Genomic DNA, 20,929 nt, shown 5'->3' on the forward strand with positions numbered 1-20,929 from the left:
AGTTAAATTCGATATGTTGAAGTTGTCCCACCAAACAATAATTGGTCACTATTGTTTAATAAAGAGGCTGAACAGATACGTTTAATACTTCAGGAAGAAGTACATGATATTTACCATATTGGAAGCACAGCAATCCCGAATATGAGTGCGAAACCAGTTATAGATATCTTAGTAAATGTAATGAATATCAGCAACATAGATGATTATAACCAACAGTTTGAAAAATTAGACTACATAGGTATGGGAGAGAATGGGATAAAAGATAGAAGGTTTTTTATGAAGGGTAGGGAGAATCGAACACACCATATCCACATATTCCAGCAAGGAAACAAAGAAATCAAACGTCACCTTGCATTTAGAGATTATCTGATTTCACATCCTAAAGAAGCTGAAAAATACCGCAAGTTAAAAGAAGAGTTAGCGAAGCAATTCCCGAATAATATGAAAAATTACATAGAAGGGAAAGATAGTTTCATAAAAAACATTGATAAGCTTGCAGCAGATTGGTACTGCAATCGATAACACATACCATACTCGAAAAAAAAAACATTATAAAATGACTGAGATAACTCAGTCATTTTATTTATCTTTCTACTTTTTAATTTTATTTGGCTGATAGTGCAGTTTTGTAAAAAGGTATTAATTGATCGACTGTTTCTTTAGTAAATGATATGAATTCATCTCCATTCTTCAATAAACTACTAGTTGCGTCTACGTGACGTCCAATAAGGAACTCAGCCTTTTTAACATCTCTAAACCGCTCTAAATTTGCTTCGGTCAAATCAGCAATTGGGAATGCATCTTTTTTTGTATGATCTAGGGAAACAACAAAATCCGATGGTAACTGTTTTATGTTTTTATATTCCTTCATAAATTGTTTGGCAATTTCAACTTTGTTTGGTAGTTCGTAGATTAATGCCAACCAAATAAATACGTGATCATCAAAAACACCTACTTGAAAATGCGGGTGTTTTTTATAGCCACGTTTATTCTCTGCGACTGCCAACCATGTATCATTGGGAGGATTAACTGATCTTCTTGCATGTCTTGCAATATGTAAAAACATTTCATTGCCAAGCTTCGATGACAAGTAATCAGTCACTTCACTACCAATCACTTGGAACTTTGGTTGAATTCTACTTTGTATTGCTTCCATTCTTTCTTCTAACCCTTCAATTTCAAACGTATCAAAATCTTTTTTGTCGAATCCTGTAAAATTCATAATAATGCTTCCTACCTTTCTTTTAATTAATCCCTATAAAATAAATGTTAATTTACTATATTTTAGCACATAAGGACCTTAATTAGAACGTAGGTGCTCTATCATAAGATGGCTGATACTTAGCATAACTATTATAATAATTTCTATTTGAGTTAAGCTATGAACAGTAATAGTGCATAGAGTAGAAGTTTTTGGTAAGATGAATGGAAAGAATTTACCATTGGAGGAAATACCACATGGACAACCAAAGTCGCCAATTATTATTCGATCAAGTAAAAAAATGGATACTGGAAGCGGGAGGTCATATAAGGGATGCAATTGATGAACCGTTATATATAGATACTAAATCCAACCCAAATGACTTAGTTACACAAATGGATCGAAATACCGAAGAGTATTTCGCGAAGAAAATAAGAGGTAAATACCCTAATCATCTCATATTGAGTGAAGAGGGATTTGGGGATGAAGTTGAATCATTAGATGGGACTATTTGGATCATAGATCCTATTGATGGTACGATGAATTTTGTACATCAAAAGAGGAACTTTGCCATCTCGATAGGGATTTACCATGACGGTATTGGTGAAATAGCATTTATTTATAATGTTATGGATGATGTGCTATATAGTGCGCAAAAAGGTCAGGGTGCATTTAAAAATGATAAACGATTACTATCATTAGAAAATAAGGTTAGTCTTGAAGAATCAATAGTAGTCCTAAATAGTTTCTGGGCCTGTGAAAACCAAGTTATAAATGAAAAAAAAATACAAGACTTAGTAAAAACGGTTCGTGGAACTAGATCATTTGGATCTGCTGCACTTGAACTCGCTTTTGTAGCCGAAGGAATAGTTGATGGATATTTAACAATGAAACTTGCACCTTGGGACATTGCTGCAGGTGCGATCTTAGTCAATGAAGTTGGCGGAATAACAACAAAAGCTAACGGAGATCCATTAAATTTACTTACAAATAATACGATCTTATCAGGAAATAAACAAATACATGAAACAATTTCAAGTCAATTTGTAGAACTTAAGAAGTAAGTAATAATTTCCTTAAAAAGGGACTGCCATTGTTTTGGCAGCCCTTTTTTCGTAAAGTCTATTTTTCAATTGTATTTTTTCTTTTTAATGAGATTCCATATCCCATAATTAGAAATCCTACGATGAATCCTAGTATTGTAAGCCAAATATTTCGATAAGCAATTGCTACTCCTACGAAAGAAAAAGAACAAATGACCAGGACAGCTAAAAATAATTTTGATAATTGAATGGATTTCATTATTTCACCTCATGATTGAATTGAATACCTACATTTATACTTTACTCTAGCGTCTAAAGATAAGATTTAGTATGATAGTTAGGGAATCTAATTGAATTAACAGAAGGAGGAGGCATATGGGGAACCAGTCAGTGTTGGAAGTACCCGATAACCTTTGGCCAGTAGCTGATTTCTTTATGCAAGGTCTAGGGGGAGAAATTAATTTAAACAATGATAATGAAGTTGCACAACTAATACAAGGCTTCTTCTTGTTATATTTAACTATCGTACTATTTACTATTTTAGCATATAAATTTGGTTTTGCTAAAAAATTACCACCTTTAAAATCAGCAGTAGTTTACCTTATTCTTATAGTTGGTATGTTTTTTATCACTATAATATTTGGTCTTAATTTACCTGTAGCTGAAAGTATTTTTGTAATTGCATTAGTTCTAGGAGCTTATCGCTTTAGGTTACATCGAGAACGAAGCGCACAAAATTAACTAGAAACTATAGAAGGACTTGTTACATGTACCGCTTAGAGCGGCGGAGTAACAAGTCCTTATTTTATTGTGAGTACCTACATTACTATCTTTCTACTATTATATTAATTGATCTTTATGTTTTAATTCTTTGAATACTCGGAAGTTACCAGTTGCAAGTCTTTCTTTAGTTTTCTCCCCAATTCGTTGATCACATGTAGGGCAAAGATACATGTGAATCCTTCGATTCCTTAGACGTTTTGCTTGTGGTGAATTGCCATCGATATTATCAATAGAATCACATATTACACATTTAACTCTCATCATTTTCACCTCTCAGTTAGGCTGTACACCTATTTTAACATCATATTCTATGGAATTCCATTAAAGCTTAAAATCGATACTTTCAACAAAATCCATTAAGAAGTAGTTTTAGAATAATTTATTAGGGAACTTATTACTTATATAAAGAATGAAAGGGTGATATTTATCCGAAAAACGATGGTTATTTCCTCAATTGGTGCTGTAGGAGCAGGAGTAGTAAGCTATTTGGTTGTGGATAAGAAATGGAAAAAAATTCTAAATACTTTTAAAAAGAGATCTAATATTAACGATGATAAACTACCATTGGAACAAGCCGGGGTACCGGAAGTAGACAATGAAGAAAATGCTAAAATGGTATCAGAGGGTTCTCAATTTGGAGTCAATTATTATAATGAAGTTAAAGAAGATAAATAATAAATAGGCAATAAAGGGTGAACAACTCTTTATTGCCTATTTATTTGGTTAATTATTAATATTATTTTTTGATTGATCCTCTTGGATTTCTTCAAGCTGTTTTTCTTCATCTTCAGGTATGGAACCTTTATTTTGATCCGGTTCTTGGGGTTGGTCTTCATTGATTGGAAATTCAGGCATATAGCGGCCAACAATTCCTGCTACTTCATCAACAAAACCTTGGATCGGATGACCTTGTTGGACCTTATTTGCCATTTCCCTAATTCTTTGAGTACCATCCGCGTCAGCTACCACTACTGCAGTTTTTCCATAAGGATCGTGTTGAAGAGCTTCTGCAACAGAGTATTTTATAGTTCCAACTCTAGATTGGTTCAAGTCTTTATCAACATCTATTCCAACCACTGCATAGGGTCCTGCGACTATTGCCGTTGCATTTTCAACATTAGGTACTCCACCCGCTAGATTTGCCAAACGTTGTGCAATTTCTTCATTCGAGTAGTTTTCGAGTTCTACGGGATCAGAATTTTTCACATGTAACATCCCACCGTGATCATTTTGTTCTGCTAAGTTGGTTTCTTCTTGTTGTTGGCAACCAAATAACGAAAAAATGAATCCTATCGTTAAGATTTGATAAATAAAAAGCCTGAGCATTTATTCTTCCTCCTTTTTGTTGTTTTATTTTTTGTTATTTGGCAAAGTTTATACATATTTTTGAGAGAGAGAGGGAGAGGAGGCTGTAGGTTACTCCATAAAAAAACCAACATATATAAGAAATATGTTGGTTTTTTTATGGAGTAACACTTATTCAATGGCTATTTTATTAATTCCTTTTATAGGATTATCTTTATTTGAGCCATCACCAAAATATAAATGAACAGGACCTTCAACTGATACTGGCTTTCCTTCGATTGCAAACAACAATAAACTATTAGTAAGACTATCTAAAGATAAAATTATATCCCCATTAGTGGTTAGAATTCTTGCTTGGGTTGCTTCCTTTTTAATTTCGGAAGTTGTTAAGAAATCCTTGATTGGCATCACATATGTATTTTTTAATATTTTTTCCCTCTCATATTTAGAAATACTTTTATTAACAGGAGGTTTAATTCTTTCTAAGTTTAGCTCTCTATTGAATCTTTCTGAGGCATTTTTCAATTCATCTACTTCTATTTCCTTAGTTTGACTTTTCTTATTAAAAGCTTCATCGAATATAATTTTTCTGTCGTCAAAAATCCATACGGTAGGATCTAAGGTTATCGAATATCTAACAGCACCAGTTAGTTGTACGATCACGTTGTTTGCCACCCTTCAATTGATAATTTTTCTTTATTAGCATAGCAGAGATTATAATAATTTTCACCAACGACGAATTAAATAGAAAAACTTTTAAAAAGATGCACTTATTGAGAGGTAATATGTTGGCTATTTTAAAGATAACTGGAAATATAGCATAGTATATCTCAAGGGGGAGGTAATGTTTTAACATGAATTTTCTCTACTATAGATGTTAGGAAATAACGGTGAATAGTCCAACCGAAAATTCGACTGAATTATCGGTTGGAGGAGTCTTATTAGCTTAAATAATTGATTTTTAAATTTATGTTATCTTATCTTGCATTTTTCGGCTTTAGAAGCTAATATAAGTAAAGAAAGTTAGTTTATTGGAGGGGATTTATTTGATATCTGAAGTGGCTGTAACTAATAATGAAAAAGCCTTTGCCCTTCTAAAGGCTGATGCTGATAAAATCCTAAAACTAATCAAAGTTCAGATGGATAATTTGACAATGCCTCAATGTCCTTTATATGAAGAGGTTTTAGATACACAAATGTTTGGCTTATCAAGAGAAATTGATTTTGCGGTTCGGTTAAATCTTGTAAGCTCAGAGGATGGAAAACAGCTTTTAGAAAATCTCGAAAGACAATTAAATGTATTGCATGAAACCGCCCAAAATTCATAGCGGAAATAGTATGCTATGCATTTTCGTAAATTAAAGCCTTTGCCATATTGGCGGGGTTTTTTTGTTTATAATTATTTTTAACAAATATTAGCTTATTTAATTATTTCACGTGTTTTTTTAGATTTATTCTTTTATATAAAACTTCAAGATTATGGTATATTTAACTAGAAGGTTTTCTAATTGTATTACTATTCAGGAAAAATAACTAAATCTTATAAAAGTCAAAGTAAGGAGTATATAAATGAAACAAAGACAGAAATGGAAATCCTTTGATTTCACACTTTTAATAACCCCATTACTCCTTGTCTGTTTTGGCATCGTGATGATTTACAGTGCTAGTATGGTCGTTTCTATTATGGATAACAAACCTAGTAACTATTATATGCTAAGACAACTCATTTGGTTTGGAATTAGCTTAGTAGGGTTTGCAATATGCTGTGTTATACCGTATCGACATTATCAAAAAATTATGAAATTTATTATTTTCGGTTTAATAGGATTATTAGTTGCAGTTTTATTTGTTGGTATTGAAGCTCATGGTGCTAAATCATGGCTATTAATAGGGAAATTTACACTTCAACCTTCAGAGTTTGTTAAATTGGGTTTAATTATGTACTTGGCATCTATCTATTCAAAAAAACAGAATTACATAACCGATTTCAGTAAAGGTGTACTACCACCATTAGTTATTACGGGAATCCTTCTTGGTTTGATTGGTATGCAGCCTGACATAGGAACAGGTGCAATAGTTTTTCTTATCGCTTGTTCTGTGATTTTCAGTTCAGGAATAAAATTCAAACACCTTTTCTTATTAGTTTTCGTTGGAATTGGCCTCTTAGGTCTTGCCGCGACACAAATGGTAAATGATGAAAGAATTTCTCGTTTTACTGGTGCATACCAACCGTTTGAGCAACCAGACGATGGTGGTTATCAATTAATTCAATCTTATGTAGCTATTGGCACTGGAGGAATAGTTGGAGAAGGTTTAGGTAGCGGAGTTCAAAAAATGGGTTATTTAACACAACCCCACACAGATTTTATTATGGCTGTTGTTGCTGAAGAACTAGGTTTTGTTGGTGTGATAATTATTATAGGAATGTTAGCGATTATCGTACTTAGAGGGATTTACATAGCGAGAATTTGTGAAGACAGCTTTGGTTCCTTACTTGCGATTGGTATCTCCTCAATGGTTGGGATTCAAACCTTTATTAATTTAGGAGCTATTAGTGGTCTATTACCAATTACTGGTGTTCCTTTACCGTTTATAAGTTATGGTGGCTCATCGCTATTAGTTTCAATGATTTCTATGGGAATCTTAAATAACATAGCTCTTAATGTAAAGCTTAAGGAGCAAAAAGTAGTAACTGATCCACAAATAGATAGACCATCTGTTTATACACGTAGTTATCAGTCTAACGAACAAAACTTATGGCACAAATGATATAGAAATTTTCCGATTCCAATTAAACAAAAAAAACAGCAAATTAAGGTAATAAGTTATGTGATATAAAGCATCAATCTCAGCGATTGATGCTTTATATTTTTTTATAAATAATATAGTGGATTTAATTTGTTCAAGTAAATTACAAAAGAAATCGCTAGTTTTATACAGGTTAAAAATTCAGAATAGTTTAATGGTAGTCAGAATATAACAAAGTAACTTTTCCTCTGTGTAGCAGTTTCAATAAAAATATGGGAACATTCAAAAACGCTTGGATTGTGTTTCCAAGCGTTTCAGATGAGAATATTCACTTGTGGCGATGACCGATTGTTATACTGACTTCCATAATAGTATGACATTCCATATAAAATTATCGCTTACAGAATTTTGTTTTTTTGACTAAAATTAATTTTACTTTAGTTTTTCATATGCAACACTTCTTGAGCATAGAAGGATAAAGTAGCATAACAATCCAAAATAAATGGTTATCGTTAAGGCGTGAAGTAAGGCTATTACAAGATTTCCTAAGGTCACTATGACAATTGCTCCTAGTAAAACCTGAATAATCATAAGAAGAGCAGCTACTGTCCATCCCCATAACATTACTTTACTATTTTTATAATGTTTCCGTACATGAAGAAACAAATAGATTGTCCATATAAAGGCTATCGCTGCCGCAAATCGGTGTCCCATTTGAATCCATTGACCAGTATTAAAGGCTAAACTAAATGGGTCTTCATTATCACATAATGGCCATCCACCACAGGCTAAACTTGAGTTTTTATGCCTCACAAGTGCACCAGTATAGACAACAAACATGATATAGGTAGTAAGTGCATATATTTTGTTTCGTATTGGTTTTGGAATGATTAAAGATTTTGCATCAAACTTTTGATCGATCTCAAAAATAAGTAATGTTAATAGAAGAACTGCAGCGAATGATATGAGTGAAATACCAAAATGTAAAGCTAGTACAAAGTCAGATTGTGACCATAATACTGCAGCAGCTCCGATCAACGCTTGTAAGATAAGAAAGGAAATAGAAATAAATGCTAGAAACTTTACTTCTCGTATATGACCTATAAATTTCCAAGAAAGAATGGATAATAGTAAGACCACAATACCAGCTATCCCAGATACAAGACGATGGCTTAGTTCAATTATTAGTTCTGCCGAAATCTCTCCTTCACAAACAGGCCAGTTAGCACCACAACCCATTCCTGATTCTGTTTTTGTTACCAATGCCCCACCTATTAAGACGAATATCATTGAAAGTGTTGCTATTACTGATAACCTTTTTAGTGTTCTAATCATATGGCCACCTCATATCCCAGTGGACTATTTTATTAACTGTAGACAGTAATAAGAATATTATCCTAGGACTATTTTCAATTTTTAGTACTACTGTATTATCTTCCTTCGATAATGAAGGAGGTTGTACTGTATGTTTTTAAAGATTAACTAATGAAGAATCCTAAAAAAACATTTTTAAAAACATGACAAAAGTTATAGTATCATTTATATAAACTAATTTCACTAAAAACTATAAAAAATACTTGCATTATAGACCTTTGTTTGCTAGAAATAAATAAGAGAATTCCTTGTTAAACCTACAATAGCAAGGATTTAGCAGCTTATAAACAAAGGTCTGGCTAGCAATTTGCGATTAGGTCTATACTTATAATAACGTTTAACTATCTTTAAAAATTAGATTTCACAAATTTGTCACAATATTTTTCTTCTTGAGTAGTTAAATAGATAGAAAGCCGAATCCGTGATACAATATTGTTGACGAGCGTAATTTTATGCTAATAATCAGGTTAATTTTAGTAGGTTAAGGAAAAACTAATAGACAATGTAAAGGAGGGGTGCAATTTATAATGAATAAGGCTGAATCAACAACTCAGATTATTGGTAATGTAGGTAGTAAAGACCGAGCAAGCTTATGGACAGATATTAAATCGCTAATAAAAATTGGTATCATTAATTCTAACTTAATGACAGCATTCGCTGGTTTTTGGCTAGCTTTATACTATTCAGGCCTTTCCTTCTCGAATCATTGGGAAACTTTTTTAATAATGATGATTGGTACAGCTCTAGTTATCGCTGGTGGTTGTATTTTAAATAACTATTTTGATCGTGATATCGACCCAATTATGTCTAGGACTAAAAAACGTCCGACTGTTACTGGGAGTATTCCTTTAACGTATATTTTGTTACTTGGAATAATATCTACTGTTCTTGGGATTCTGTTACTGATGCTAACAACCATTCAAGCTGCTTTGTTAGGAGTTGTAGGATGGTTTTGCTATTTTGTCTTGTACACAGTATGGTCTAAAAGAAGATATACGATTAATACAGCAATTGGGAGTTTATCGGGTGCGGTTCCACCTTTAATAGGATGGGCAGCCGTTGATCCTAATCTTCACATGGCAGCAATTATATTATTTTTAATTATGTTTATCTGGCAAACTCCTCATTTTCTTGCATTGGCAATGAAAAAATGTAAGGAATATAAAGCTGCAGGAATTCCAATGCTGCCAGTAGTATATGGATTCGCAATTACAAAAAGGCAGATAGTTATTTATTCTGCTTGTATGTTACCTTTGCCATTTTATCTATTTTCTCTTGGTAATACCTTTTTAGTAATCGCAACAATATTAAATATAGGTTGGCTTGCTTTAGGTATATCTGGATTTTTCACTAAAAATGATTTAAAATGGGCAAATTGGATGTTTGTCTATTCACTTAATTATTTAATGGTATTATTTCTTACAATGATTGTCGTAACAATTCCACAAGTGGTTTATTAATAGAGTATTTTTATACTCCATTTATTAATAATAAAGATTCAAAAAAGAAAGAGAGGTATTTTCATGAAAGGTTGGATGGGAAAAATCCGTGCTCTGTTTTTGTTAAGCTTACTATCTTTGATTCTTTCAGGGTGCGGAAAAGAAAACTTGACCGCCTTTACACCTAAAGGATATGGGGCTGAGGTATCATTAAATCTTATTATTATTTCCTTGTTGGTCATGATCTTTGTATTTATAGTCGTTATGGTTATCTATACAATTGTCTTGGTCCGATATCGTCAGAAAAAAGGTCAAGAAGATTTTGTACCAAAACAAACTGAGGGGAATAAAGCTTTAGAAGTTATATGGACAGTTATTCCAATTATTTTATTAATTGTTATAGCGGTACCTACTGTAACAGCAACGTATGATCTTGCTAGTACAGATGACAAAGAAGACTCGTTAAACGTTAATGTAACTGGTAATCAATACTGGTGGCATTTTAATTATGGCGAACAAGAGATACAAACCAGTCAGGATTTATATATACCAGTTGGTGAAAAGGTATATTTGAACATGATATCAAGCGATGTTCTGCATTCTTTTTGGGTTCCATCCATATCAGGTAAAATGGATACAAATCCAGAAAATGAAAACACGATGTTCATTGAAGCGTATGAAGAAGGGGTTTATTACGGCAAATGTGCTGAGTTATGTGGACCTTCACACTCCTTAATGGATTTCAAGGTTATTGCTGTAAGTCGAGAGGAATTTGACACATGGGTTGAAGACATGCAAAATGTGGACCCAGAAGCAACACCGGAAACAGCTAGTGCTCAAGAAGGTCAAGAAATTTTTCAAAATAGCTGTATCGGATGCCATGCGGTTGGTTCTCAAGCAAGTGCAGTAGGACCAAACGTAACAAACTTTGGTGATAGAAGTATGATTGCTGGGGTTGTTGAATATTCAAAAGAAAATCTAATTCAATGGATGTTGAATCCGGAAGAGTTTAAGCCTGGCAATAAAATGACAGGAAATTATTCTGTTCCAAGTCCAGAAGAAGCTGAAAAGATAGCAGATTATTTATTACAATTACAACCATCAGAAATCACTCCGGAAAGTGCTACTGAGTAGCGAGAAAAATCTAGGGATGGAAGAGGTTAAGGGAGGTTTAATAGCGTGAGCACTACAATTGCGCAAAAAAGAGGAATTGGCTCTATGCTGTGGGATTATTTAACCACTGTCGACCATAAAAAAATCGCAGTTTTATATTTACTCGGTGGGGGTTTTTTCTTCATAATTGGTGGACTTGAAGCTTTAGCTATCCGAATACAACTAATAAAACCAGCAAATGACTTTGTTAGCGCTGGTTTTTACAACGAACTATTAACAATGCATGGAACGACAATGATTTTCTTGGCAGCCATGCCATTGGTATTTGCTTTAATGAACGCGGTTGTACCATTACAAATTGGTGCACGTGATGTAGCATTTCCATTTTTAAATTCGTTAGGCTTTTGGCTATTTTTATTTGGAGGTCTTTTATTAAATGCTAGTTGGTTCTTAGGTGGTGCACCTGATGCTGGATGGACAGCATATGCTCCATTATCAACTACATCTCCAGGTCACGGGGTAGACTTTTATGTTCTTGGTCTACAAATATCCGGTGCTGGAACATTAATCGCAGGAATTAATTTTCTAGTAACGATAGTTAATATGCGTGCCCCTGGAATGACATATATGCGTATGCCATTATTTACATGGACAACATTTATTGTTAGTGCGCTAATTTTATTTGCATTTCCAGCTTTGACTGTTGGATTGTTCTTACTTATGTTTGATCGATTGTTTGGTTCAGGATTTTTCGATGCTAGTATGGGTGGTAACTCCGTTATTTGGGAACATCTATTTTGGATATTTGGTCACCCTGAAGTATATATTTTAATCCTTCCAGCATTCGGTGTTTTTAGTGAAATACTACCTACTTTTTCTAGAAAACGTCTGTTCGGTTATACGGCTATGGTATTTGCGACCGTATTAATTGGTTTCTTAGGATTTATGGTTTGGGCCCACCACATGTTCACTGTAGGTTTGGGACCAGCTGCAAACTCTATATTCGCAATAGCGACAATGGCGATTGCTGTACCAACTGGAATTAAGATATTTAACTGGTTATTTACGATGTGGGGAGGAAGCATTCGGATTAATTCTGCTATGCTTTGGACACTTGGTTTTATTCCTTCTTTTACTATCGGGGGAATGACAGGTGTTATGGTAGCTGCTGCTCCAGCAGATTATCAGTACCATGATTCCTATTTCATCGTTGCTCACTTCCATTATGTAATTGTTGGAGGGGTAGTATTTGGTATTTTTGCAGGTCTTCATTATTGGTGGCCAAAAATGTTTGGTAAAATCTTGGATGAAACGTTAGGTAAAATTACCTTCTGGACATTTTTCATAGGTTTCCACTTAACATTCTTTATACAACACTTCCTTGGGTTAATGGGTATGCCACGTAGATATTGGACATACGGTGCAGATCAACAACTCGAATTAGGAAATGTTATTAGTACAATTGGCGCTTTCTTTATGGCAATTGGTGCGATTGTATTTATTTACAATGTGATTATTACTACTGCTAAAGGTGAAATGGTTAGTGGTGACCCATGGGATGGTCGTACCCTTGAGTGGGCGACTCCAAATCCTACGCCACATTATAATTTTGCACAAACACCACTTGTACGTGGTCTAGATCCTTTATGGATTGAAAAAACAGAAGGTAGAAAAGGCATGACTCCTGCAGAACCGCTTGGGGATATCCATATGCCAAATCCTTCAATTCTACCATTTATTATGTCATTAGGTTTGTTCATTGCAGGATTCGGATTCATCTATCAAATAGATGATCCAAGGTGGTTAATTGTAGCCATTGTAGGAATGGGAATCCTTCTTGGGGCTATGTTTATACGATCCGTCAAGGATGACCATGGACATCACATTCATAAAGAAGATTTAGAGAAGGGGGCTGGATTGTAATGAGTCAAGAACATACATTAAATCCTGAGGTATTTCCAGATGAACCGGAAAAAGCCACCCTAGAAGGCAAAAATAAGTTTTTAGGTTTTTGGTTTTTCCTTGGAGGAGAGACAGTATTATTTGCTTGTCTTTTTGGAACTTATCTTGCCCTTCAAGGTTCAACTGTAGGAGAAAATACTGCTGAGAATTTATTTGGACTTGAGTTGGTATTTATCATGACGATGTTGTTATTAACTAGTTCATTAACTAGTGTATATGCAATGTATCACATGAAAAATAATGACTTTGCGAAAATGCAAGTATGGTTAGGTATTACTGTAGTGTTAGGTCTTGCTTTTCTTGGACTAGAGATTTATGAGTTTTATCATTATATTACTCATTATGATTTTACCTTCCGCTCATCAGCCTTTGGATCAGCCTTTTATACTTTAGTAGGCTTTCATGGAGGACACGTTCTATTTGGTCTTTTGTGGATTATAACGTTAATGGCTCGTAATGCGAAGAGAGGCTTAAACCTATATAATGCTCCAAAGTTCTACATTGCAAGCTTATACTGGCACTTTATTGATGTTGTATGGGTGTTTATTTTTACAGTTGTCTATCTAATGGGAAAGGTGGGGTAAACCATGTCTGAAAACACCAATTCCACAACTACCGATCTAGATTATAAAAAAGCAAAGAAAAAAGAAGAGATGAAACAACAGGTAGTGACTTTTGCTTTAATGATAGTGTTCACCATTATCGCTTTCACAATGGTAACAGCAGGATTGGATAAATTATTTGTAATTCCAATTCTGATAATTCTAGCGGTTGTCCAAGTAGGATTTCAGCTTTATTACTTCATGCATATGAGCCACAAAGGTCATGAAATGCCTTCAATAATGTTTTATGGAGGGACGGCTGTTGCTTTTCTAACAGTCTTAACAATGCTTGTTTTAGTATGGTGGTAGACTAGATAGAGGTCAGGGATTCGTCCCCGACCTCTTTTCTATATTAGTTACTGTTGTAGTGCTTTGATTAGAAAAATAAATTTGTTTAAATTGTCATATTTCTAATGTTTTTTTGCCACTTAAATAAGCTATAATGGAAAAAGCACAAATATGGAGTGATATGAAATGTGGTTAGAACTACAAATATTTGGATTTCGAGCTTTGTGGAGTCCATACTATGCATTATTCGTTTTAGGTTTAGGTATAACCTATTATTTAATAACTACTAAATTTACTAAGAAGGGACCACCAAGTGTTACCCAACAAACTTCCTTTTATCTTGGGTTAGTTCTTCTGTATATCATAAAAGGATCACCTATAGATCTGGTATCTCATATCATGTTTACTTCTCATATGGTTCAAATGGCTCTGTATTACCTTGTTTTCCCAATATTGATTATTAGGGGCATTCCAGTGTGGATATGGAGAAAAATATTTGACTTGCCAGTATTGAAGTCGATTTTAAAGATTACTACAATACCCTTAATCGCATTATTATTATTTAACGGTTTATTTTCGATGTATCATATTCCAGTTATTTTTGATTACGCGAAAGAAACTCCAACTGCGCATGCAATCATTACAACAGTTATTTTGTTTACTGCCTTTTGTATGTGGTGGCCCATTGTCACGCCAATTAAAGAGTTAGACAAACTGTCACCATTGATGAAAATTGGTTATATATTCGCAAATGGAGTATTAATTACACCTGCTTGTGGCTTAATTATCTTTGCGGACCATTCTATATACGCTACCTATAGTGAGACAGGTAGTTGGATACAAGCACTTGCTTTATGTGTTCCTTCTTCTGTTTTAGGTGGATTGACCTTAAGTGGACCAGAGATGTTTTCACCACTTCCAATTGTGGAAGATCAACAGCTTGGTGGAATAGTAATGAAGATTATGCAGGAAATCGTGTACGGAATGATACTAGCCAAAGTTTTCTTTGGTTGGTTCGGTAAGGAAAGCCACAAGGTTGACCCTGTTCCTACAACCACTCCCAGTGAGACCTAATTATTAATTGTTATTTAGAGAGGATAATTGTTATGCCTTTTTTACCAACTATTAGTACCTTTTTCATTGTTCTAAGTGCTGTATTAGTTGCTATTGGCTGGATACTAGTTACTCAAAAGAAATATAAAGCGCACAAGAAGACAATGATAAGTGCTGCCATTAGTGCATTACTATTTTTCATTATTTATTTATCACGGACTATCTTTGTAGGAAACACTAGCTTTGGCGGACCTGAAGAGTTAAAGATTTATTATACAATTTTTCTTATTTTTCACATTATACTAGCAACAACTGGTGCAGTATTTGGTATAGTCACTCTTGTACTTGCTTTAAAACGTAATATTACAAAACACAGAAAGATTGGTCCTGTGACTAGTATTATCTGGTTTTTTACTGCAATAACTGGAGTCGCAGTTTATTTACTTTTATATATTATTTATGATAGTGGAGAAACAACCAGTATGATAAAAGCAATCTTAGGATTATAAACAAAGGGACTACCTTAACAAGTTGAGGTAGTCCCTTTTGATATTCTGTTTGTTACAAATAGGTGAAAGAATACTTATGTGGATGTATAATCAAATTTAGAAGGAGATAATACTTCTCGTAGTCCTACTGGAAGGCTCACGAATAAGTTTAGTCTCTACTTTTTAGAATAGAGGTGTATTAAAAGGTGAATGAAATAAAAGTGATAACAAAGGAAGAGTATTATCATGTACTTTCTCTAGGAGAATATGCTTTCAATTATAGACTTACTGAACAGGATAGGCAAGATCGGTCTAAAATGATGGAGAATCAAATTATACTTGGATCATACGACAAATCAGGGACGCTAGCATCAAAATTACACTTGTTACCAATGGAACTATTTTTGGGCTCTAAGGTAATCCCTTTTGGTGGAATTGCTGGAGTAGCAACTTGGCCTGAACACAGAAGAAAAGGACATGTTCAACGCTTAATGCGGATGGCTTTGATGGAGATGAAGAAACATCCATTACCTCTTTCCATGTTACATCCTTTTTCTGTTGGATTTTATCGTAACTATGGTTGGGAATTGACACAACATATACATAAGTATTTTTTTAAGCCTACAGATTTACGGGTTAAACGCGTCAATGGTCACACCCAAAGAGTACTATATTCCGAACAAAAAGATACTCTTCAATTTTTATATGAACAACATGCTATTACCTACTGCTTAATGTTGAAACGTGAGCAGTGGTGGTGGGAAAAGCGAGTAATTTCAAAAGATGACCAGATAGTCATTTATTTTGATTCATCCAATATCCCTCAGGGCTACTTGATTTCGAAGATAGTTGATAAAAGATTAAAGGTAGAGGAATTCATCTATCAAAATGGTGAAGCATGCTATGGTTTACTACAGTGGATTAGAAATCATGATTCAATGTTAAATGAAGTTGAAATGGTAATTCAACCACAAGACCAAATCTCATTTTATTTTGACAATCCCAAAATAACAATGAAGAAAGATGCATATTTTATGACAAGAATCGTTGATTTTCAGTCATTTGTTAAAGAGTATCCATTTTTCAAATCCGTTGACCAACTTTTTTTAAGAATTGACCTTATCGATGATCTCGCCGAATGGAATAATGGAAGTTGGTTACTTAAAATTGAAAATAATGTAGTAAGTAATGTTGAACTTAATCTTGCTTTTCGAAGTGATTTTACTATAACAACCGATATTCAAACACTAACAGCATTATTATTTGGCAGTGAACCCATTGACCGTTTAATCTCATTCGACCTGTTAAAGGTAGAAGGCAATATTAATTTGCTTAAAAAAATAATTCAACCGATGCAGCCTGCATTATTAGACTTTTTTTAATTTTATAAAATGAGTTTCAATAAAAAAACATAGTCAGATTTGACGGAATGTCAATCTGACTATGTTTTATTTTGGCTATACTTTGAAATTCCATTTAATAATTCCCGCCTCTTTAGCAGAGTTAAAGGCGATTACAAGTAGAGGTCCTAGGATAAATCCAAGTATTCCTATTAATTGTAAGCCAATATACATTGCGATTAAAGTGGCCAGTGGAGAAAGACCAATGTGTCGACCCATAACTTTTGGTTCAACAGTCCTCCTAACAGCAAGTAGAACAACAGCAAGAATAGCTAGTTGTGTACCGGTGACTACGTCTCCAGTAATAAACATGTAGAGTGCCCAAGGTCCGATAACTATTATGGAACCTATAATCGGGATGAAATCAACTAACCATACAACAATTGAAACAATTATGGCGTATTCCGGTGCAATAAATAATAAACCAAGTAAAGTAATAATAAATATGATGATACTAACTAAGAACTGAGCTTTCAAAAAACCTAATACCACATAAGCCAGTCTGGCATTCATAAACTTTACTTTTTCGGCACTTTCAGCTGTAAGGTGTTCATAGGTCATCTTCTTTAGCCCTGGTAATTCTAACATGAACATAAATAACGCAAGTAGGTACACGATTAGACTTACCAAATATTCAGGTACTTTACCTACAGCAGATGCTATTTGTTGTAGCTGTAATTTAGATCTTACTGTATCTCCAAACTCTGAAAGGCTTTCACTAATACCATCTTTCAACTCATCTACAAATTCAACAGGGAGGTCCTCAGTAAAATGTTCAATATCAGTCTCCCATTCTAATAGTTTTGAGTTTATTTGATTTATATATGTAGGTGTATTCTCAGCGAAGTTCACAACATGAGTAACAGCTCTAGTTACTAAATATGAACCACTGACACTAACAATCACTAAGAAGATTAGAAATATGATAGTGACTGCAATTTTTCTGTTTAATTTGAATCTTAACTGCATCCAGCGTATTGAGGGATTAAGAAATAGAGCAGTAAAAAAGGCTAAAATTAAAGGAATTGATACTGGTAAAATAAAGTATCCCGCAATAATTAGCAGTATTGTTAGCATTATTAAAATCCATTGGCGTTTTGTAAGGTAACGAAACAATTTAGTTTTGTAAACTCCTTTCATAATGGAACAACTTTAATCAAAATATAGCATGTATTTTATTTTTTGAATAGCAAAAAAGAAAGAAAAAGGTGTGAAGTTAAAATAGTAATGTCAATTGCTCATGTTTTGGATAATCACATAGTTCAAACGAATTGTTTATGTAGCGGGCAATTAAAGCTCAATACAAATAATAAACTGTTAGTGATAAAACCAACAGTTTATTATTCCTTATTTTTTATGTTTGTCTAATTCTGCTTTTGCCTTTGAAAGTTGTTGTTTAGCTCTATCAACAACACTATCAGGAAAGTTCTCTTTTTCTCCGTATTCAACTCCATGCGGGTAATAATGCTTACCCAGTAGAGGTGTGTTTAATTTGACAACGGCATCACCGCGGTCAACATCACCTTCAAGGGAATAACCTTGAATTCTAATATAGTAAGTAATATTTTCTTCAGCAGAGCTTATTTTGAAATCATAAGTTACCCGTTCATAGTCCCATTGACCAGCACGTATAAAAGCAATGTTGTTCATTGAATGATCTAATGGCTTTAAATCTAAAACTAAACCTTCAATTCCAGTACCTTCTATTTTCATACTTCCACCTCACAAAAAAATGTATGTATCTACCTTATAATAGTATGAAATAAGATAAGTTGCAATCGATTTACGTCCTTTATTGTTTTTAGAACAAGATGATGCAAGAAATTTAATAAATTGGAAAGACTAGTTTTGTATGGGAAAAAACATTTTAACTATTAAAGGAGGAAATTTATGAAGTCTGTAAAGGAAATTATGACAACCGATATAAGTTATTGTACTGCAGATGATAAAATTAGCGATGCAGCAGTGAAAATGAAAGATAGGAATGTTGGTGCTATACCAATTTGTGGTTCAAATCAAGAACTGTTAGGAATGGTAACAGATCGAGATTTAGTGATAAGAGGGTATGCCAATAATAAGGATGGCTCAAGCAAAGTTAAAGAGGTTATGAGTAATGAATTGCATTCTGTTAGTCCTGAAACCACAGTTCAAGAGGCAAGTAAACTAATGGCTAAAAAGCAAATTCGTAGATTACCTATCGTTGATAACGGAAAGCTTATTGGTATTGTGTCATTAGGTGACTTATCATTAGAAAATAAATCTAATGAGGCAGCAGGTCATGCTCTTGAAGAAATTTCTGAAACGGGAAAAGAACATAACAATGAGATTCATTAGTAATTAATTCATAATATTAATCTAAAACCTTGCTGTTATTTTAATGCAGCAAGGTTTTTATAGTTTTGGTTTAACCAAATATTTTATTAATAATATAAAATTCTTTTCATAAACAAGCCTATTTTTCATTATAATGATTTATAGAAGTGATTAAAGGAGTTAATAGATATGAGAGGTTTTAAAAACGTAATACTTTTACTTTTATTAGTCGCTGGTATTTTCTACGTCTTTCAAGATAGGTTAATAACTGAAAATACAGTAACTAGTTTAGATCTTCTAAGCAAATCTACTCAAACAACAATGGAACCCAAAACGTCACCCGCTAGTATAACTTCGGTTTCAAGAATTGAGGGTGATTTATACAAATGGATTGGGAAACAACAAAGTGAATTAGAGAGTAGTTTAGGAGAACCACTTCGTAGAAACCTAAGCTCCTATGGCTATGTTTGGTGGGTTTACACAAACAGGATAGATCAGTATATTCAGTTTGGTATAAAAGACAATCAAATAGTAACTATTTTTGCTACGGGAGATGGTCTTTCTATAGACCCGATTAGTATTGGTCAATCATATGATGAGAATGATAAAAACTTTGAATTTGACAATGAAGTTTCTTTTTCCAGAGCATCTACTTCATATCGTTTTAAACTAACTACAAATGATATGGAAACTAGACCACTAGCTCAAATTGACACTGACACTTTTATTCAATTTTACTTTGATTCGTTTGCCCAAAGTTTATCATCAATTCGAATTGTGAACTCAGAAGTCTTATTAACACAGAGGCCGTATGAAATTTTCTACCGTGGAGAACTACCAGAAGCACCATTACTTACTTCTGTTCAGTGGAGGGAAGTCGAAACGGGAATGGAACAGCAAATTTTTGATATAACTAATATATTTCGAACCCGATTTAATAGAACGCTACTCGAATGGGACGATTCGGCTGCGGGGGTTGCTCTAGGTCATAGTAAGGATATGGCAGAGAACAATTATTTTTCCCACTATACCCAAACAGGTGATGGTTTAAAGGAAAGACTAAGCGCTAATGAAATATATTACTTGTCTGCTGGAGAAAATATTGCTGCGCAATACACAGATGGTCCTTCTGCTGTTGAAGGTTGGTTAAATAGTGAAGGGCACCGAGACGCATTGCTTAAAAACGATTACACCCATTTAGGTGTAGGTGTATATAAATATTATTATACTCAAAATTTCCTGCAAAAATAAAAAAATTATAACTGTTAAAAAGTGTTAAAAGTAACTTTCTTTTAAAATAACTCTGTTCCTAAGGGGTTTTGTGGCTACTTAATATTCATAGTTGATGTAAATTGCGTCGTAACATACCACGCTCTTCACCACTACGGAAATACACTACGCTTTCCGCGGGTGGCTGTTGAGCCTCCTCGTGCTACGCACTGTGGGGTCTCACCTAGGCCATTCCCTCCCGCAGGAGTCTCCGTGTATTTCCTGCGTTAGTATAGTGTTGTGTTTGATAACTACTACATTAAACCAACCAGAGCTAAATACTTATAATGGTTGATTGTGGTGGTAGACAATCGACTCTAGAGTGAAAAGTAACAAAGGTCTCATGCGACGAGTAAGCGCAGGTATTTTCCAAATGTCTATGGATTCCGCCCACGCTAGTAGTAGTGTTTTTTTTATTAAAGAAAAAACCCATGAATTTATTGTCTCAAGGATCCACCCTTGAACAGTGAGCTACTCAAAGCGGAGGAAAAATACGACACTCCTATGGGAAAGGAACAGTCTGAAGACCCCGCAGTGAGTGTTCTTTA

The 20,929-nt window shown here is 34.0% G+C and carries 24 protein-coding genes; 16 read left to right on the plus strand and 8 right to left on the minus strand.

Translation table 11 applies throughout. The features are described 5' to 3' along the window. The first annotated feature begins 6 nt into the window (after nt 1-6). Nucleotides 7-522, plus strand: a complete 516-nt coding sequence (locus tag GH741_RS04315) for a GrpB family protein (protein WP_338079241.1) — start codon at nt 7-9, stop codon at nt 520-522. Between the two features lie 82 nt (nt 523-604). Here GH741_RS04315 and GH741_RS04320 read toward each other — a convergent pair whose 3' ends face one another. Beyond that, nucleotides 605-1,222 (minus strand): YktB family protein, encoded by a 618-nt coding sequence (locus GH741_RS04320; protein ID WP_153735507.1) that lies wholly within the window; start codon nt 1,220-1,222, stop codon nt 605-607. A gap of 236 nt (nt 1,223-1,458) precedes the next feature. On the opposite strand from GH741_RS04320, the gene GH741_RS04325 reads away from it, so the two are divergent. After that, the gene (locus tag GH741_RS04325) at nt 1,459-2,265 is read left to right on the plus strand and encodes an inositol monophosphatase family protein (protein ID WP_153735508.1); all 807 of its coding nucleotides are present in this window, start codon (nt 1,459-1,461) and stop codon (nt 2,263-2,265) included. A gap of 58 nt (nt 2,266-2,323) precedes the next feature. Here the strand turns inward: GH741_RS04325 and GH741_RS04330 are convergent, their stop codons facing one another. Further along, nucleotides 2,324-2,503, minus strand: coding sequence for a DUF5325 family protein (locus GH741_RS04330; RefSeq protein WP_153735509.1), 180 nt, complete (start codon nt 2,501-2,503; stop codon nt 2,324-2,326). Between the two features lie 116 nt (nt 2,504-2,619). Between GH741_RS04330 and GH741_RS04335 the strand changes: the two genes are divergently transcribed. Then, on the plus strand, nt 2,620-2,985 hold the full coding sequence (locus GH741_RS04335) for a YlaH-like family protein (protein ID WP_153735510.1): 366 nt from the start codon (nt 2,620-2,622) through the stop codon (nt 2,983-2,985). A 99-nt stretch (nt 2,986-3,084) separates the two neighbouring features. Here GH741_RS04335 and GH741_RS04340 read toward each other — a convergent pair whose 3' ends face one another. Then, the gene (locus tag GH741_RS04340; RefSeq protein ID WP_153735511.1) at nt 3,085-3,288 is read right to left on the minus strand and encodes a YlaI family protein; all 204 of its coding nucleotides are present in this window, start codon (nt 3,286-3,288) and stop codon (nt 3,085-3,087) included. A 177-nt stretch (nt 3,289-3,465) separates the two neighbouring features. Between GH741_RS04340 and GH741_RS04345 the strand changes: the two genes are divergently transcribed. Then, nucleotides 3,466-3,702, plus strand: a complete 237-nt coding sequence (locus tag GH741_RS04345; RefSeq protein ID WP_153735512.1) for a hypothetical protein — start codon at nt 3,466-3,468, stop codon at nt 3,700-3,702. Between the two features lie 48 nt (nt 3,703-3,750). Here GH741_RS04345 and GH741_RS04350 read toward each other — a convergent pair whose 3' ends face one another. Together GH741_RS04350 and GH741_RS04355 are read right to left on the minus strand one after the other, a co-directional pair. Beyond that, a complete protein-coding gene (locus GH741_RS04350; protein ID WP_153735513.1) occupies nt 3,751-4,353 on the minus strand; it encodes a YhcN/YlaJ family sporulation lipoprotein in 603 nt (200 codons plus the stop codon). Between the two features lie 150 nt (nt 4,354-4,503). Further along, nucleotides 4,504-4,995: a hypothetical protein gene (locus GH741_RS04355; RefSeq protein WP_338079232.1), complete on the minus strand. Its 492-nt coding sequence runs from the start codon at nt 4,993-4,995 to the stop codon at nt 4,504-4,506. A 383-nt stretch (nt 4,996-5,378) separates the two neighbouring features. On the opposite strand from GH741_RS04355, the gene GH741_RS04360 reads away from it, so the two are divergent. Both GH741_RS04360 and ftsW read left to right on the plus strand, forming a co-directional pair. Beyond that, nucleotides 5,379-5,660: an Fpa/YlaN family protein gene (locus tag GH741_RS04360; protein WP_153735514.1), complete on the plus strand. Its 282-nt coding sequence runs from the start codon at nt 5,379-5,381 to the stop codon at nt 5,658-5,660. A 241-nt stretch (nt 5,661-5,901) separates the two neighbouring features. Beyond that, nucleotides 5,902-7,101, plus strand: coding sequence for a putative lipid II flippase FtsW (gene ftsW, locus GH741_RS04365; protein ID WP_153735515.1), 1,200 nt, complete (start codon nt 5,902-5,904; stop codon nt 7,099-7,101). Nucleotides 7,102-7,512: 411 nt separating this feature from the next. Here ftsW and GH741_RS04370 read toward each other — a convergent pair whose 3' ends face one another. Beyond that, nucleotides 7,513-8,415 (minus strand): COX15/CtaA family protein, encoded by a 903-nt coding sequence (locus tag GH741_RS04370; protein ID WP_153735516.1) that lies wholly within the window; start codon nt 8,413-8,415, stop codon nt 7,513-7,515. Between the two features lie 566 nt (nt 8,416-8,981). Between GH741_RS04370 and cyoE the strand changes: the two genes are divergently transcribed. The 8 genes from cyoE to GH741_RS22265 all read left to right on the plus strand — a co-directional run bounded on the left by cyoE (nt 8,982) and on the right by GH741_RS22265 (nt 16,781). Continuing rightward, nucleotides 8,982-9,914, plus strand: coding sequence for a heme o synthase (cyoE, locus tag GH741_RS04375; protein WP_153735517.1), 933 nt, complete (start codon nt 8,982-8,984; stop codon nt 9,912-9,914). Between the two features lie 63 nt (nt 9,915-9,977). Further along, entirely contained in the window at nt 9,978-11,027 is a 1,050-nt protein-coding gene (coxB, locus tag GH741_RS04380; RefSeq protein ID WP_153735518.1) for a cytochrome c oxidase subunit II, read from the plus strand. A gap of 45 nt (nt 11,028-11,072) precedes the next feature. Further along, nucleotides 11,073-12,929, plus strand: a complete 1,857-nt coding sequence (gene ctaD / locus GH741_RS04385) for a cytochrome c oxidase subunit I (protein WP_338079233.1) — start codon at nt 11,073-11,075, stop codon at nt 12,927-12,929. Beyond that, nucleotides 12,929-13,552, plus strand: coding sequence for a cytochrome (ubi)quinol oxidase subunit III (locus GH741_RS04390; protein ID WP_153735519.1), 624 nt, complete (start codon nt 12,929-12,931; stop codon nt 13,550-13,552). The genes ctaD and GH741_RS04390 overlap by 1 nt, the downstream gene beginning before the upstream one ends. A 3-nt stretch (nt 13,553-13,555) precedes the next feature. Continuing rightward, nucleotides 13,556-13,879 (plus strand): cytochrome c oxidase subunit IVB, encoded by a 324-nt coding sequence (gene ctaF, locus GH741_RS04395; protein WP_153735520.1) that lies wholly within the window; start codon nt 13,556-13,558, stop codon nt 13,877-13,879. A gap of 165 nt (nt 13,880-14,044) precedes the next feature. Next, the gene (gene ctaG, locus GH741_RS04400; protein WP_153735521.1) at nt 14,045-14,932 is read left to right on the plus strand and encodes a cytochrome c oxidase assembly factor CtaG; all 888 of its coding nucleotides are present in this window, start codon (nt 14,045-14,047) and stop codon (nt 14,930-14,932) included. A gap of 32 nt (nt 14,933-14,964) precedes the next feature. Then, nucleotides 14,965-15,420 carry a DUF420 domain-containing protein gene (locus tag GH741_RS04405; protein WP_153735522.1) on the plus strand — a complete coding sequence of 152 codons (456 nt, stop codon included), beginning with the start codon at nt 14,965-14,967 and terminating at the stop codon, nt 15,418-15,420. A 185-nt stretch (nt 15,421-15,605) separates the two neighbouring features. Beyond that, nucleotides 15,606-16,781: a GNAT family N-acetyltransferase gene (locus GH741_RS22265; RefSeq protein ID WP_153735523.1), complete on the plus strand. Its 1,176-nt coding sequence runs from the start codon at nt 15,606-15,608 to the stop codon at nt 16,779-16,781. Nucleotides 16,782-16,856: 75 nt separating this feature from the next. Here GH741_RS22265 and ytvI read toward each other — a convergent pair whose 3' ends face one another. Both ytvI and GH741_RS04420 read right to left on the minus strand, forming a co-directional pair. Continuing rightward, the gene (gene ytvI, locus GH741_RS04415; RefSeq protein WP_153735585.1) at nt 16,857-17,915 is read right to left on the minus strand and encodes a sporulation integral membrane protein YtvI; all 1,059 of its coding nucleotides are present in this window, start codon (nt 17,913-17,915) and stop codon (nt 16,857-16,859) included. 231 nt (nt 17,916-18,146) lie between these two features. Next, the gene (locus tag GH741_RS04420; protein WP_153735524.1) at nt 18,147-18,512 is read right to left on the minus strand and encodes a YugN family protein; all 366 of its coding nucleotides are present in this window, start codon (nt 18,510-18,512) and stop codon (nt 18,147-18,149) included. A gap of 177 nt (nt 18,513-18,689) precedes the next feature. Here GH741_RS04420 and GH741_RS04425 point away from each other — a divergent pair, with 177 nt between their 5' ends. Both GH741_RS04425 and GH741_RS04430 read left to right on the plus strand, forming a co-directional pair. Continuing rightward, nucleotides 18,690-19,133: a CBS domain-containing protein gene (locus GH741_RS04425; RefSeq protein WP_153735525.1), complete on the plus strand. Its 444-nt coding sequence runs from the start codon at nt 18,690-18,692 to the stop codon at nt 19,131-19,133. A gap of 168 nt (nt 19,134-19,301) precedes the next feature. Continuing rightward, nucleotides 19,302-20,363 carry a CAP domain-containing protein gene (locus tag GH741_RS04430; protein ID WP_153735526.1) on the plus strand — a complete coding sequence of 354 codons (1,062 nt, stop codon included), beginning with the start codon at nt 19,302-19,304 and terminating at the stop codon, nt 20,361-20,363. Nucleotides 20,364-20,929: the final 566 nt, after the last annotated feature.

Origin of the sequence: Aquibacillus halophilus, assembly GCF_009649745.1 — a bacterium.
GTDB lineage: Bacteria > Bacillota > Bacilli > Bacillales > Amphibacillaceae > Aquibacillus > Aquibacillus halophilus.

Bases quoted from the DNA above. Each gene is read 5' to 3' on its own strand.
- GH741_RS04320 (WP_153735507.1), bottom strand. From the start codon at position 1,222: ATGAATTTTACAGGATTCGACAAAAAAGATTTTGATACGTTTGAAATT.
- GH741_RS04325 (WP_153735508.1), top strand. From the start codon at position 1,459: ATGGACAACCAAAGTCGCCAATTATTATTCGATCAAGTAAAAAAATGG.
- GH741_RS04330 (WP_153735509.1), bottom strand. From the start codon at position 2,503: ATGAAATCCATTCAATTATCAAAATTATTTTTAGCTGTCCTGGTCATT.
- GH741_RS04335 (WP_153735510.1), top strand. From the start codon at position 2,620: ATGGGGAACCAGTCAGTGTTGGAAGTACCCGATAACCTTTGGCCAGTA.
- GH741_RS04340 (WP_153735511.1), bottom strand. From the start codon at position 3,288: ATGAGAGTTAAATGTGTAATATGTGATTCTATTGATAATATCGATGGC.
- GH741_RS04345 (WP_153735512.1), top strand. From the start codon at position 3,466: ATGGTTATTTCCTCAATTGGTGCTGTAGGAGCAGGAGTAGTAAGCTAT.
- GH741_RS04350 (WP_153735513.1), bottom strand. From the start codon at position 4,353: ATGCTCAGGCTTTTTATTTATCAAATCTTAACGATAGGATTCATTTTT.
- ftsW (WP_153735515.1), top strand. From the start codon at position 5,902: ATGAAACAAAGACAGAAATGGAAATCCTTTGATTTCACACTTTTAATA.
- GH741_RS04370 (WP_153735516.1), bottom strand. From the start codon at position 8,415: ATGATTAGAACACTAAAAAGGTTATCAGTAATAGCAACACTTTCAATG.
- cyoE (WP_153735517.1), top strand. From the start codon at position 8,982: ATGAATAAGGCTGAATCAACAACTCAGATTATTGGTAATGTAGGTAGT.
- coxB (WP_153735518.1), top strand. From the start codon at position 9,978: ATGAAAGGTTGGATGGGAAAAATCCGTGCTCTGTTTTTGTTAAGCTTA.
- GH741_RS04390 (WP_153735519.1), top strand. From the start codon at position 12,929: ATGAGTCAAGAACATACATTAAATCCTGAGGTATTTCCAGATGAACCG.
- ctaF (WP_153735520.1), top strand. From the start codon at position 13,556: ATGTCTGAAAACACCAATTCCACAACTACCGATCTAGATTATAAAAAA.
- ctaG (WP_153735521.1), top strand. From the start codon at position 14,045: ATGTGGTTAGAACTACAAATATTTGGATTTCGAGCTTTGTGGAGTCCA.
- GH741_RS04405 (WP_153735522.1), top strand. From the start codon at position 14,965: ATGCCTTTTTTACCAACTATTAGTACCTTTTTCATTGTTCTAAGTGCT.
- GH741_RS04420 (WP_153735524.1), bottom strand. From the start codon at position 18,512: ATGAAAATAGAAGGTACTGGAATTGAAGGTTTAGTTTTAGATTTAAAG.
- GH741_RS04425 (WP_153735525.1), top strand. From the start codon at position 18,690: ATGAAGTCTGTAAAGGAAATTATGACAACCGATATAAGTTATTGTACT.
- GH741_RS04430 (WP_153735526.1), top strand. From the start codon at position 19,302: ATGAGAGGTTTTAAAAACGTAATACTTTTACTTTTATTAGTCGCTGGT.